Source organism: Streptomyces ureilyticus (assembly GCF_011045025.1).
GTDB classification, from domain to species: domain Bacteria; phylum Actinomycetota; class Actinomycetes; order Streptomycetales; family Streptomycetaceae; genus Streptomyces; species Streptomyces ureilyticus.
Genome location: NZ_JAAKZX010000014.1, coordinates 1 through 12,432, shown reverse-complemented (window position 1 = coordinate 12,432; position 12,432 = coordinate 1). Strand labels below are relative to the sequence as shown.

Sequence of the window (12,432 nt, the reverse complement as noted above, 5' to 3'; positions counted from 1 at the left end):
TCAGCGCTCCTCTCGGAAGTCGACGTGGCGGCCCACCATGGGGTCGTACTTGCGCAGGGTCAGCCGGTCCGGGTCGTTACGCCGGTTCTTGCGTGTGACGTACGTGTAGCCGGTCCCGGCCGTGGACCGGAGTTTGATGACCGGACGGAGTTCGTTGCGTGCCATGTGGCTAGTATATGAAAACGGGTCCCGTTTCCAATAACGGGGCGCAGAGCGAACCAGAGAGGTACGTCACCATGTCCGCCCACTGCATGCTGACCGGAGCCCAACCAGGCTTCGGCAACACCATTTCCCACTCCCACCGGCGTACGTCCCGCCGCTTCGACCCCAACATCCAGAGCAAGCGCTACTGGCTGCCGAGCGAGGGCAGGCACGTACGGCTGAAGCTCAGCACGAAGGGGATCAAGACCGTCGACACGATCGGCATCGAGGCGGCCGTGGCCAGGATTCGTGCCCGTGGGGTGAAGGTCTGATGGCAAAGAAGAGCAAGATCGCGAAGAACGAGAAGCGCCAGGAGATCGTCGCGCGGTACGCCGCCCGCCGCGCCGAGCTGAAGGAGATCATCCGCCGGCCGTCCTCCTCGGAGGCCGAAAAGCTCGCCGCCCAGGAGGAACTGCGCAGGCAGCCGCGGGACGCCAGCGCCACGCGCGTACGCAACCGGGACAGTGTGGACGGACGGCCGCGCGGCTACTTGCGCAACTTCGGGCTCTCGCGGGTCAATCTGCGGAAGCAGGCACACGCGGGCTTTCTGCCCGGTGTGCGCAAATCGTCCTGGTAGACGGGTCCTGACGGTCCTGTCGGTCCTGGGTAGACGGTCCTGGTATACGCACTGGTAGCTTGCGGTCGTTACCAGCTTGCGGTCGATACCGGCTTGTGGTCGTTCGGCGACCCGCTTCTTCGGCCAGACCCTTGGGGGCTTCAGTGACTTCGGCGACCTTCTCGCGCAGGCAGGCGCGGAGCGCGTCCGTGGCGGCGGGGCTGGCTGCCGCGCTCGTCCTGACCGGGTGCAGCGGCAGCGATGACGGGGGCGGGGACGAGGCCTCGTCCCCGCAGCCGAGCGCTGCGGCCAGCTCGGCTGGCTCCGGCGGTGGTTCCGGTGGGGGTGCGGCCGGGGCCGACGGGGTGGAGGGCAGCTGGGTCACCTCGAAGGAGGGCAAGCTCGTCGCGTTGATGGTCGAGGGTTCGAAGGCCGCACTGTTCTCGACGGGCGGGTCCGTGTGCAGTGGGACCGCCGGGGGGCCGTCGGGCGAGCAGAAGATCGCCCTGAAATGCACCGACGGCAACAAGGACCGGGCCGCGGGCGTGATCGACTCCGTCAACTCCTCGACCATGAAGGTCACATGGGAGGGGTTCGGCGAGGAGACATACACGAGGTCGGAGGACGGGAAGTGGCCCGAGGGCTTGCCTACGGCGAGCCTGGGTTCGTGAGCTCTACTTCCGGTGTCTGCCGGTCAGGGCAGTTGCTGATGTCGTTCGACCTGGGCCCGGTCCGCCGCCTCGGCGCCCTGGGTCCAGCCCGCCGCGTCGCTGACGCCGCGCAGGCGGGTCGTGGTCGTCTCCGGGAACATGCGGTCCGTTCGGTCGCTGACCGCGGCCTCGCGAGTGGCGAGGACCGGGAGGAGGTCCTCGGTCACCTGGGTCTCGGTGGCGGACTTCAGGCGGGTGGCGATGCGGTGGGCGTACGCCGCCAGGAACGACTGGCGGAAGGTCTTCGTACGGCGGCGGCCGGACGCGCGGGCCGCTGCCTCCGCCTTCGTCATCGCGGCGGTGGCCTGCACGAGCAGTGAGGTGTGGAGGAGTTCGACGGCCTCCAGATCGGGTTCGAAGCCGACCACCGTGGAGAAGCCGAGGGGTTCGTTCCACACGGCGCGGCAACGGTTCGCGGCGGCGACCGCGTCGAGGAGGGTGGCCTTGGCCGTCTCGTACGGCGGGTCGATCCCGATCCGGCACGCGCCGGGTGCGTCGGCGGATGCGGGGGTGCGCGCCGCGAGCAGGGCCTCGTCGATGCTGTGCCGCGCCATCAGCTCCTGTGCCTTGGCGGTGAGGGCTTCGGCCTCCTCCGGGAAGCCGGTCGCCTCCGCCTTGGCGAGGAGGGCGCGGATGCGGGGGAGTATGCGGGACTCGGGCGCCTGCCGCTCCCCCGGTGTCTTGTGGGGTGGCTTGGCGGTCGGGTCGTCGAGTGGTTCGAGAGGTGGCAGGCGGAGGAGCAGGCGGTAGAGCTCCAGTACGGCGGTCGCGTGCGAGAAGCGGTCCGTGCGCTCGGCTTGTACGTCGCTGGAGTCCAGGTCTTCGAGTTGGGCCGACCATCGGCGTCCACGCGGCTGCTTCTGGCGGGCCTCCGCGCTGAGGATGAGGCTCGACACCAGGCGTACGTGCGTCTCGTCCAGCTCGCGTCGCACGATCCGTACAACGTCTGCGGGCTGCCAGCCGCGCCGCCAGGCCGTGGCGATGAACTCCTCGCCGCGCTGGGTAAGTTCGGCGTCCGCGGAGGGGTCGGCGGCGAGCAGGGACGCGCCTGTGTCGAGGGCCGTGTCGGAGTCGGCGTAGAGGGCGGTTTCGAAGGCGCGGTCCACGGTCAGGGTGCCGGGCGTACTCGTACTCACGTGTTCGATCGTGTCACGGCTCTTCGGGATGGAGGGCGCCGCGCAGGAGCAGTGCGTGGACGAGGTGGTCACGGGTCGTCGGCCGATAACGCCATGTCAGGGGCCAGGTGAGGCCGTTGAGGGCGGGGACCTGGATGTACGAGACGCGGTTCGGGCCGGCGGTGAGAGGCGGAGGTCGCGCGGCGGGGCCGCCACCAGCCGCCAGTACCTCTACCGCAACTGGCCGGACTTCCAGGTCCTCATCCAGAAAGCATGCGAGGCGGAACTGGACCGCCTGCTGGATGTGGCGAGCTGCACCGGCGGCACACCGCCACAGACCAGCCGCCTACCGGCGCAGATCGTGCGCGCCGCCCGGCTGCTGCGCGAGCACCCCGTAACGACACCCGCCTGACCACGGCCCTGCACTCCTGCCTGAGCCTCGACCCGGCACCGGTAGCCTCCGACCCGCCCCAGGCGGTTCACTGCACCGCCCGTGACTGCTCAACTCGGTCTACAGGTCCATGTAGTAGCCCCGCAGAGCGAGGGCAATGAGCAAAGTCAGGCCCAGAACCAGGCCGTTGAGGCCCAGTTCCCAGGTCACCCGCTCAAGCAACGGTGGCGACTCCTTTTGCCCGTTCTCACGGGCGATCTTCTCGACCAGTCTTTCCACGGCGTCCTGGTCCGCGTCGCTCAAACCGTCGCCGCGCGCGAGGGGCAGCGACAGCTTCGTGACCCGATAGACCTCGTCGCCCGCGAATACACCTTGTGGCCCGTAGTAGTCGGGGCCGACTGAGCCAGAACCGCCAAAGCCGGCGAAGCCGCAGTGCAGCACCTGACCGGAGCGGCGGTCGAGGATGAGACCCGAGTCCTCGTCTTCCGAATCCTCGTGGCACTTGTCGCCGACCGTTGAGAACGCCACCTGGTATGGCCTGGGCGTCTCGATGTTGTGGTGGATCACCAGGCTCGCTGCCCCGACGAGAGTTGCCACGAGCCGAGGAGGAACGAGGCGATGATGAGCAGATTGAAACGCTGTTCGGCATCGTCGGACCGCGAGTCGGGCCTGTCGGGTGAGCCTGCCACGCGTCCCCCTACAAGGTTCCGTTGGGCGGCAGGAGGCCGCCCGTCCGAATCATCCAGCGCCAGGCCTGAGGCAGGCACATCAACAAGGCATTGAACTCCCGGACTTGCGGGACCCGTCCCGACCAGTGCCGGGTACGCTGCGCGCCTCCACGCGCGAACCCGCCCGCTGCCGGAGGCACCCTGTCTCAGTCCGTGAAATTCGGTCGCACCCCGTAGGGGCAACGAGAAGCATGCGCGCATGGTCGACACCTCCCTCTACGCAGCGTTTCTGGTGGCCGCACTCGCGTTGGTCGTGAGTCCTGGGCCCGACATGATGTTCATCGTGGCGATGGGCGGCCGGGGTGGGCCGGTCGCGGGGGTGATGGCGGCGGCCGGGGTGGCGTTCGCGATGCTGGTGCATGCGGTGGCCGCGATGTTGGGGCTGTCGGCGTTGTTCACCGCCCTGCCGACCCTGTACCACGTGCTTCGCTGGGTTGGAGCGGCGTATCTGCTCTATCTCGCGGTCAAGGCGTTCCGGGACCGCTCCGTACCGGTCGAGGAGGGCGGCGCTGTTGGGCCGGGCCGGCGTCGCGCCTTCTGGCAGGGGGCGGTCACCAATCTGCTCAACCCCAAGGTGATCCTCTTCAACGTGGCGTTTCTGCCGCAGTTCGTGAACCCGGAACTCGGCCACGTCATGGGCCAGTTCCTCATCCTCGGCGTCACCCTGGTCGTCATCGGCTTCGCCGTCGACGCCTCGGTCGGCCTGCTCTCCGGGCGACTCTCCAACCTGCTGCGCCGCAGTCGGCGCGTAGCCCGGGGGCTGAACATCTTCAGCGGGACGGTCTTCACAGGGCTCGCGGTTCGACTGCTGGTGGCTTCGCCGAAGTAGCAGGCCGGGCAACAACCGCGAACTTCAGTGCGAAGACGGCGATGTCGCTCGAGGTGTTCAGCGGGAGGGAGGGACGAACTCGGGCTGGTCGAGGAGGCGTAGCCAGCTTCCGTCGGGTTGGCGGCGGACGACCTGGGCTCGGGCACCGGACCCGTCCTTCGGCGGGGTCGAGGTGAGGGCGATGTCGCCGCTGACCAGCGTTGGCAGCGGTTGTTCCGGCTCGAAGTGGGGGCGGTTGGCCAGCACCTTTTCCCACAGCGCGCGGATCGCCTCCCGTCCCACCGTTTGGTCGCCGGGCGGGTAGGCCAGCACTGCGTCCTCTTCGTACAGTGCGGCGACCCCGGCCGCGTCACCGGCGTTGGACCGCTCGACGAACAAGCGGGTGATGTCTTCGGGGCGCATGGCCTTCTCGTACTCCGGCACGGGTACCTCCTGGCGTCGGGCTTCGGTGCTTCCCAGCCTGATCACCCGCTGTTCAGAAGTCCAACAGATGGTTCTTCTGGAATCTAGAATTGCCAGTCATGGAATTGAGGCAGTTGGAATACTTCGTCGCGGTCGCCGAAGAACAGAGCTTCACTCGGGCGGCCGCGCGGGTACACATCAGCCAGTCCGGCGTCAGCGCCCAGATCCGCCAGTTGGAGCGTGAACTCGGCGCCGAGTTGTTCGACCGCTCAGCGCGGACGGCCACCCTGACTGCCGCGGGAAAGGCCGCGCTGGAACACGCCCGCGCCGCGCTGGCCGCAGCCGGTGCGGCCGGCCAAGCGGTGGGCGAGGTGACCGACCTGATCCGGGGTCGGCTCAGGGTCGGGATGGTCATCGGCTGCACCGTCACACCGCTGTTCGACGCTCTCGCCACCTTCCACCGGGCACATCCCGGAGTGGAGATCTCGCTACTGGAGGACAACTCCGACCGGCTCGTCGAGGGCGTACGCGCCGGCACCATCGACCTGGCTCTCATCGGGACCGCAGCCCCCACCCCACACGGGCTGGACGCGCTGACCATCGTCAGCGAGCGGCTCGTCGTAGCGGTTCCTTCCGGGCACCCCCTGGCGGACCAGCGGCGGGTCGCTCTGCGCGACCTGGCCGCCCACCCAATCGTGTGCATGCCACTCGGCACGGGCCTACGTACGGTGTTCGACCGTGCCTGCGCCGCACAGAGCCTCCAACCCGCGATCGCGCTGCAGGCCAGCTCCGCGGACGCCATAGCCGACCTGGCCGCACGCGGGCTCGGCGTCGCCATCCTCAGCGACTCGATGGCCGCGCATTACGGCGACCGGCTCATCGCCCGCACCATCGATGACGTCGAAACATCAGCGTTGCTCGCCCTGATCTGGAAGAGCACGCGCAGCCCCGCCCTGCGTGAATTGCTCGTGCACAGCCGACAGGCATTCACAGAATCCTGAAGGGGCGGCCGCCCAGACGGTTGTCAACTCAAGGTTGACGCTCCTCTATTGTCAACCTAAGGTTGACGCATGACCGAGAACTCAGCTGTCACGGCATCCGTACGTCTCGACGACCTCATCGAAGCCATCAAGAAGGTCCACACCGACGCGCTCGACCAGCTCCAGGACGCGGTGATCGCCGCGGATCACCTCGGCGACGTGGCCGATCACCTGATCGGTCACTTCGTGGACCAGGCCCGGCGTTCGGGCGCGTCCTGGACGGACATCGGCAAGAGCATGGGGGTCACCCGACAGGCCGCCCAGAAGCGGTTCGTGCCGAAGGCGGAGTCGGACCTCGACCCGAGCCAGGGCTTCAGCCGCTTCACGCCACGGGCCAGGAACGTGGTGGTCATCTCCCAGAACGAGGCCAAGAACGCGGGCAACGACCTGATCCGCCCCGAGCACCTGATCCTCGGCCTGATCGCCGAGCCGGACGGCCTCGGAGCGAAGGCGATCACCGACCAGGGCGTCACCCTGGACGCCGTACGCGAGGCCGCGACCGCCGCCCTGCCGCCGCGCGCCGATGACGTACCCGCGCTCATCCCCTACGACAGCAGCGCCAAGAAAGCCCTCGAACTCACCTTCCGCGAGGCCCTCCGGCTCGGCCACAACTACATCGGCACGGAACACATCCTGCTCGCGCTGCTGGAGCACGAGGGCGGCACGGGCCTCCTCAGCGGACTGGGCATGGACAAGGCGGCGGCGGAGGCCAGCATCGCGAAGTGGCTGGAGAAGGTGACAAAGGCCCTCCAGGAAGAGGCCTGAACAGGACTGAGAGAAGGGCTGAAAGCGCAGGTCACGGGCTGGGCAGGCCCTCGGCCGCCCCGCTGACGCGACCCCGTTGTCAGACCCTCCTGCGAGACTCGCCATCATGAGCGACCGGTGGGCTCTCGCACCGGCCGAGGAGGGCGGAGCCGAGCTCGCCCCCCTCGGCCCGGACGGGCTGCCCGCGGGGCCGGTCGTGAAGGAGCCGGACCTCGTCACGGCCGTGCGCACCCGGCCGCAGGTCGCCCGCTGGGTGTGGCGGGCGACGGGCGAGGTCTACCCCCGGCTTCTCGACGCGGGCGTCCGAGTGGAGCGGTGTTACGACATCGAGGTCGCCGAGAACCTCCTGCTCGGCCACGAGGGGCGGCTCGGCGAACCCCGGTCGGCGGCAGCCGCGCTGGCCAGGCTGCGCGGCGGCCCCGTACCGCCGGATCCGCCGCAGCGTTCCGCCGAACCGGGCTCGCAGTCCTCCCTGTTCGAGCCGCGCCCCGTACACGTACCGCTGGAACAGCTCATAGAGGTGTACGCGGATCAGCAGCGGCGGCACGACGCGACCGCGTACCCCGAGAGGGTGCGGCTGCTGACCGCCGCCGAGTCGGCGGGCACGCTGGTGGCCGGCGAGATGAACACGTCCGGGCTGCCGTGGAGCGCGGAGGTGCACCGCGAGGTGCTGCACGAACTGCTCGGCGAGCGGTATGCGGGCGGGGGCGAGCCCAAGCGGCTTGCCGAGCTGACGGACGAGGTGTCGGCCGCGTTCGGGCGCCGGGTGCGGCCCGATCTGCCCGCCGATGTGGTCAAGGCCTTCGCGCAGGCCGGGATCAAGGTGAAGTCCACGCGCCGGTGGGAGATCGAAGCCGTCGAACATCCCGCCGTGAAGCCGCTGCTGGAGTACAAGACGCTGTACCGCATCTGGGTCGCCCATGGCTGGTCGTGGCTGCAGGACTGGGTGCGGGACGGACGGTTCCGGCTGGAGTACCTGCCGGGCGGGACGGTCACCGGGCGCTGGGTGACCAATGGCGGGGGCGCGCTGCAGATCCCCAAGGTGATCCGCCGCGCCGTGATCGCCGACCCGGGCTGGCGGCTCGTCGTGGCGGACGCCGACCAGATGGAGCCGCGCGTACTGGCCGCGATCTCGCGCGACCCGGGCCTGATGGAGGTCGCGGGCCGGGCCACCGACCTCTACCAGTCCGTCTCCGACCGCGCCTTCGCCGGCAACCGCGACCAGGCGAAGCTCGCGGTGCTCGGCGCGGTGTACGGCCAGACCTCCGGGGACGGTCTGAAGAACCTCGCCGCGCTGCGCCGCCGGTTTCCGAGGGCTGTGGCGTATGTGGACGACGCGGCGCGGGCGGGTGAGGAGGGGCGGCTTGTGCGAACGTGGCTGGGGCGGACGTGTCCTCCGGCGGTGGGCGCCGCGGACTCGGGCGAGGAGGCGGGGATTCCGCAGGACGCGCCGCCTGTCGAGGCCGTCGACACCGAAGAGTGGGTGCCGGGGTACGCGTCCACCAACTCCCGCGCGCGTGGCCGCTTCGCCCGTAACTTCGTCGTCCAGGGCAGCGCCGCCGACTGGGCCCTGCTGCTGCTCGCCGCGCTCCGGCGCAGCTGCTCGGGACTGGCCGCCGAGCTGGTCTTCTTCCAGCACGACGAGGTGATCGTGCACTGTCCGGCCGAGGAGGCGGACACGGTGGTGGCCGCGATCCGGGAGGCGGCCGACCTGGCGGGCCGGCTGACGTTCGGCGAGACGCCGGTGCGGTTTCCGTTCACGACGGCGGTGGTGGAGTGCTACGCGGACGCGAAGTAGCTCCGCTGGAAGTGCAGATTCGACTGCGGGCCGGTGGGGGCTGGTCGCGCGGCGGAGCCGCAAATGTCACAGCCCCGCGCCCCTATCGGGCCTGCGGCACCTCAAGCGGGCGTGCGGCCCCTGGAGTGCGGGGTACCCCCATCGCGGCGGAGCCACATATGTCGCGGCCCCGCGCTTCCTGGGGCCTGCGGCCCCCGCGGGGTGCGGAGTTAGCGCACGGACTTCGCAAAGGCCGCCCAAGTCCGCGGACCTCAGATGACCGGCGGACGTCCCAACCGAGCCAGGTGCCACACCGTGCGCCACCGCATCGGCCGCCGTTCGCCGCCCGACTCCCGCAGTCCCTCCACGAAGCCGCCGAACCAGGCGCGCAAGCCTCCGACTGAGCGCGTGCGCAGGAGGGTCAGGGCGATCCAGACGGCCAGGTGGACGGGGATGAGCGGGAGGGGCAGCCGGCGCCGGGTCAGCCAGACGCGGTTGCGGGCGGTGACGCGGTGGTAGATGGCGTGCCGGGCGGGCGAGGTCTTGGGGTGCTGGAGCAGCAGCTCAGGTACGTACCGGATGGTCCAGCCGGCGTCCGCGGCCCGCCACGCCAGGTCGGTCTCCTCGTGGGCGAAGAAGAACTCCGCGGGCCAGTCGCCGATCTCCGCGAGCATCCGCATCGAGAAGGCGTGCGCGCCCCCGAGGAAACCCGTCACGAGTCCGCCGCGCAGCGGGTCCTTGGCGCCCAGCCGGGGCACATGGCGCCGCTGCGTCTCGCCGTGCTCGTCGGCGATGCGGAAGGCCACGATGCCGAGGCGCGGATCAGCGGCGTACAGGTCCCGTACCTTGCTGAGGACGTCGGTGTCGACGAGCAGACCGTCGTCGTCCAGCTCGACCACGACGTCCACGTCACCGAACTCCCGCAGCTGCCGCAGCGCCACGTTCCGGCCGCCCGGGCAGCCGAGGTTCTCGTCGAGCTCGATGGTCGTGACCTCGCAGGGGAGGCCGGTGAACTCGGGCAGAGGACAGCCGTTGCCCACGATCACGACTCTGGCCGGCGGGAGGTCCTGCTTGGCCACCGAGACCAGTAGCGCTTCGACCTCCACGGGCCGGTTCCCCATGGTCACCACGGCGACAGCGATCCGCGGTTCGACCGACACGATGCCCACCCCACTCACTCGACAACGGGGACGATGCTAGCTGTTAACGGTAAGGACGTCTTAAGTACAACCCGAGTTGGAAGTTGTGACGGCAGTCCGGAGCGGGCAACGATCCGGGCTCCCCTTCGTGGTACGTACGGCGACGAAGACGCGCTCACGGTGCGCGGTCTTCGTACCGTCCTCGTACGGTCTTCGGCGCATTCGTTTTCGGCATGAGTCCGACTTGTCCGTTCAGTCCTGAGCGCGCACGCTGAGGACTGAACAGGACTATCGCTGACATGACTGACATGACTGGCGCGAATTGAGCGAACGATGGACACCGCCGCCACCGCCACAGCCACCATCAGCCCGCAGGGCATCGTCACGGGCTGGAGCGAAGGAGCTCGCCGGCTGCTGGGCTACAGCGCACCGGAGATCGTGGGGCGTCGCGCGGCCGATCTGCTCGCCACGGTGGGACTCTCCGACGCCACCGGTTACGCCCTGGCCGCCTCGCGGGAATGGAGCGGCACGGCAGCCCTCCGCCACCGGGACGGTCACCGCCTCGATCTGACCCTGCACTCCACTCCCTCGCTGGACGGGAACGGCGAGACCGAGGCGCACCTCGTGACCGCCACCACGGACGCGCCCGAGCCGGCGTACGACCGCGCAATGGACGGCGGCGAGGTGGTGGAGTGGGCCTTCGCCCAGTCCTCGATCGCCCTGTCCGCGTTCACCAAGGACTCGAGCGGGTGGCACGCCGCCGCGTCAGCACACTACGGCGACCAGTACACGAACGAGGCAGGCAGAGAGGACGAAGAAGACAAGACGGACGAGGGCGACGAGGCGTTCCTGCGGCACATCGGCCAAGTCGCCGAGCAGGCGGCACCGACGCGTTACGAGCGCTCCACACCGGCCCCGTTCGCCCTCCGTGAGCACGCCCGCGTCACCGAGATGTGGCCCGTCCGGGATCCCGGCACCGGCCGGGTGTGCGGGGTCGGCACCGCCACGTTCGACAGCAGCGAGCAGCACTGGGCGCGGCAGCGGCTGGCCCTGCTGAACGAGGCGGGCACCTCTATCGGCACCACCCTGGATGTGACCCGTACCGCCCAGGAACTCGCCGGTCTGGTCGTGCCCCGGCTCGCCGACTTCATCAGCGTGGACCTGCTCGAATCCGTGACCCGCGGGGACGAACCGGTCGCCGGACCGGTCGACGCGGACGTGGTGCTGCGGCGCATCGCGCACGCCTCCGGCTCCGAGGACTCGCCCGAGGCGGCGGTCGACCTCGGCGAGGCCGACACCTACCCCCCGTACTCGCCGCCGGCGCGCTGTCTGGCCACCGGGCGGGCGGTGCTCAGCGGGGCGGACGATCCCGACTTCGTGCGGTGGATCGGGCAGAGCGAGGTCAGGAGCGCGAGCGTACGCGGGCACGGTTTCCACTCGATCATGGCGGTTCCGCTGCGGGCCCGCGGGATCACGCTCGGGGTGGCCGTCTTCGCCCGGGACCGGTCCTCGGAGCGCTTCGAGGAGGACGATCTGGTGCTCGCCGAGGAGTTGGCGGGGCGGGCGGCCGTCGGCGTGGACAACGCGCGGCGTTACACCCGCGAGCGCAGCAACGCGCTCACGCTGCAACGCAGCCTCCTGCCGCGCGACTTCCCCGAACAGGCGGCCGTCGAGGTCGCGTTCCGTTATCTTCCGGCCGGTTCGGGGGCCGGGGTGGGCGGCGACTGGTTCGACGTGGTGCCGCTGTCCGGGACGCGGGTCGCCCTGGTCGTCGGGGACGTGGTCGGTCACGGGCTGCACGCCTCGGCGACCATGGGACGGCTGCGTACGGCGGTACGTACCCTCGCCGACGTCGATCTGCCGCCGGACGAACTCCTCACCCACCTCGACGACCTGGTCACCCATCTCTCCTCGGGCGACGACAGCATCTCCGCGGACCTGCCCGACCCCAGTGAGTTCGGCGAGATCGGCGCCACCTGTCTGTACGCCGTCTACGATCCGGTCTCGCGCGTGTGCACCCTGGCCAGCGCCGGCCATCCGCCGCCCGCCGTGCTGCGGCCCGACGGCACGGTCACCCTGGTCGAGCTCTCGCCGGGGCCGCTCCTCGGGGTCGGCGGGCTGCCCTTCGAGTCCACCGAGATCGAACTGCCCGAGGGTTCCCTGCTCGCCTTCTACACGGACGGTCTGGTCGAGGCCCGCGACCACGATGTCGGCGCCGGACTCGACCGGCTCTGCAAGGCCCTCGCCTCCCCCGTACCCTCGCTCGACGTCACCTGCGACGCCATCCTCAAGGCGCTGCTCCCCGACAGCCGCGACGACGACGTGGCCCTCCTCCTCGCGCGCACCCGCGCGCTGCACGCCGACCAGGTCGCCGCCTGGGCCCTGCCGTCCGACCCGGCGATCGTCGCTGCCGCCCGCGCCCAGACCGCCCGTCAACTGGCGACCTGGGGTCTGGAGGACGCGGCGTTCATCACCGAGCTGGTGGTGAGCGAACTGGTCACCAACGCCATCCGGTACGGAGCGGTCCCCATCGGCCTGCGGCTCATCCGCGACCGCGCCCTGATCTGCGAGGTCTCCGACGCCAGCAACACGGCTCCCCATCTGCGCCGCGCCCGCGTCTTCGACGAGGGCGGCCGCGGACTGCACATGGTCGCCCAGCTCACCCAGGGCTGGGGCACCCGCCAGACCGCCACGGGCAAAACCATCTGGGCCGAACAACCACTCCCGGTCAGCTGAAGATGAGCGGACGAACGGGCGGGCCGGGGGCAGGGACAGGGGG

Annotated in this window: 14 protein-coding genes; 9 read left to right on the top strand and 5 right to left on the bottom strand. The window is 70.0% G+C overall.

Going from position 1 to position 12,432, the window contains the following annotated elements:
• Window positions 1-165, bottom strand: a complete 165-nt coding sequence (gene rpmG, locus G6048_RS06950; protein WP_009297985.1) for a 50S ribosomal protein L33 — start codon at window positions 163-165, stop codon at window positions 1-3.
• Between the two features lie 71 nt (window positions 166-236).
• Here rpmG and rpmB point away from each other — a divergent pair, with 71 nt between their 5' ends.
• The 3 genes from rpmB to G6048_RS06935 all read left to right on the top strand — a co-directional run bounded on the left by rpmB (window position 237) and on the right by G6048_RS06935 (window position 1,428).
• Entirely contained in the window at window positions 237-473 is a 237-nt protein-coding gene (gene rpmB, locus G6048_RS06945; RefSeq protein ID WP_165338562.1) for a 50S ribosomal protein L28, read from the top strand.
• Window positions 473-778, top strand: a complete 306-nt coding sequence (gene rpsN / locus G6048_RS06940; RefSeq protein WP_165338561.1) for a 30S ribosomal protein S14 — start codon at window positions 473-475, stop codon at window positions 776-778. Before rpmB ends, rpsN begins: the two co-directional genes overlap by 1 nt.
• A 188-nt stretch (window positions 779-966) precedes the next feature.
• On the top strand, window positions 967-1,428 hold the full coding sequence (locus G6048_RS06935) for a hypothetical protein (protein ID WP_328825689.1): 462 nt from the start codon (window positions 967-969) through the stop codon (window positions 1,426-1,428).
• A gap of 23 nt (window positions 1,429-1,451) precedes the next feature.
• On the opposite strand, the gene G6048_RS06930 is transcribed toward G6048_RS06935, so the two are convergent.
• Complete coding sequence (locus G6048_RS06930) at window positions 1,452-2,612, bottom strand: DUF2786 domain-containing protein (protein WP_408056120.1); 1,161 nt, start codon at window positions 2,610-2,612, stop codon at window positions 1,452-1,454.
• A 1-nt stretch (window position 2,613) separates the two neighbouring features.
• Between G6048_RS06930 and G6048_RS06925 the strand changes: the two genes are divergently transcribed.
• Entirely contained in the window at window positions 2,614-2,994 is a 381-nt protein-coding gene (locus G6048_RS06925) for a hypothetical protein (protein WP_165338558.1), read from the top strand.
• A 99-nt stretch (window positions 2,995-3,093) separates the two neighbouring features.
• Here G6048_RS06925 and G6048_RS06920 read toward each other — a convergent pair whose 3' ends face one another.
• Window positions 3,094-3,570 (bottom strand): hypothetical protein, encoded by a 477-nt coding sequence (locus G6048_RS06920; RefSeq protein WP_165338557.1) that lies wholly within the window; start codon window positions 3,568-3,570, stop codon window positions 3,094-3,096.
• 330 nt (window positions 3,571-3,900) lie between these two features.
• On the opposite strand from G6048_RS06920, the gene G6048_RS06915 reads away from it, so the two are divergent.
• On the top strand, window positions 3,901-4,530 hold the full coding sequence (locus G6048_RS06915; RefSeq protein ID WP_165338556.1) for a LysE family translocator: 630 nt from the start codon (window positions 3,901-3,903) through the stop codon (window positions 4,528-4,530).
• Window positions 4,531-4,587: 57 nt separating this feature from the next.
• Here G6048_RS06915 and G6048_RS06910 read toward each other — a convergent pair whose 3' ends face one another.
• Complete coding sequence (locus G6048_RS06910; RefSeq protein ID WP_165338555.1) at window positions 4,588-4,953, bottom strand: YybH family protein; 366 nt, start codon at window positions 4,951-4,953, stop codon at window positions 4,588-4,590.
• 98 nt (window positions 4,954-5,051) lie between these two features.
• Between G6048_RS06910 and G6048_RS06905 the strand changes: the two genes are divergently transcribed.
• From G6048_RS06905 to G6048_RS06895, 3 genes are all read left to right on the top strand, one after another.
• The gene (locus G6048_RS06905; RefSeq protein WP_165338554.1) at window positions 5,052-5,933 is read left to right on the top strand and encodes a LysR family transcriptional regulator; all 882 of its coding nucleotides are present in this window, start codon (window positions 5,052-5,054) and stop codon (window positions 5,931-5,933) included.
• Window positions 5,934-6,002: 69 nt separating this feature from the next.
• The gene (locus tag G6048_RS06900) at window positions 6,003-6,737 is read left to right on the top strand and encodes a Clp protease N-terminal domain-containing protein (protein WP_165338553.1); all 735 of its coding nucleotides are present in this window, start codon (window positions 6,003-6,005) and stop codon (window positions 6,735-6,737) included.
• A 106-nt stretch (window positions 6,738-6,843) separates the two neighbouring features.
• Entirely contained in the window at window positions 6,844-8,535 is a 1,692-nt protein-coding gene (locus G6048_RS06895; RefSeq protein ID WP_165338552.1) for a bifunctional 3'-5' exonuclease/DNA polymerase, read from the top strand.
• 251 nt (window positions 8,536-8,786) lie between these two features.
• On the opposite strand, the gene G6048_RS06890 is transcribed toward G6048_RS06895, so the two are convergent.
• Window positions 8,787-9,635 carry a glycosyltransferase family 2 protein gene (locus G6048_RS06890; RefSeq protein ID WP_206341279.1) on the bottom strand — a complete coding sequence of 283 codons (849 nt, stop codon included), beginning with the start codon at window positions 9,633-9,635 and terminating at the stop codon, window positions 8,787-8,789.
• Between the two features lie 351 nt (window positions 9,636-9,986).
• Between G6048_RS06890 and G6048_RS06885 the strand changes: the two genes are divergently transcribed.
• Window positions 9,987-12,389, top strand: coding sequence for a SpoIIE family protein phosphatase (locus G6048_RS06885; protein ID WP_165338551.1), 2,403 nt, complete (start codon window positions 9,987-9,989; stop codon window positions 12,387-12,389).
• The last annotated feature ends 43 nt before the right edge of the window (window positions 12,390-12,432 follow it).

Coding starts and splice junctions, on each gene's coding strand:
- G6048_RS06885 (WP_165338551.1), top strand. CDS start 9,987: ATGGACACCGCCGCCACCGCCACAGCCACCATCAGCCCGCAGGGCATC.
- rpmG (WP_009297985.1), bottom strand. CDS start 165: ATGGCACGCAACGAACTCCGTCCGGTCATCAAACTCCGGTCCACGGCC.
- G6048_RS06890 (WP_206341279.1), bottom strand. CDS start 9,635: ATGGGGAACCGGCCCGTGGAGGTCGAAGCGCTACTGGTCTCGGTGGCC.
- rpmB (WP_165338562.1), top strand. CDS start 237: ATGTCCGCCCACTGCATGCTGACCGGAGCCCAACCAGGCTTCGGCAAC.
- G6048_RS06900 (WP_165338553.1), top strand. CDS start 6,003: ATGACCGAGAACTCAGCTGTCACGGCATCCGTACGTCTCGACGACCTC.
- G6048_RS06895 (WP_165338552.1), top strand. CDS start 6,844: ATGAGCGACCGGTGGGCTCTCGCACCGGCCGAGGAGGGCGGAGCCGAG.
- G6048_RS06915 (WP_165338556.1), top strand. CDS start 3,901: ATGGTCGACACCTCCCTCTACGCAGCGTTTCTGGTGGCCGCACTCGCG.
- rpsN (WP_165338561.1), top strand. CDS start 473: ATGGCAAAGAAGAGCAAGATCGCGAAGAACGAGAAGCGCCAGGAGATC.
- G6048_RS06905 (WP_165338554.1), top strand. CDS start 5,052: ATGGAATTGAGGCAGTTGGAATACTTCGTCGCGGTCGCCGAAGAACAG.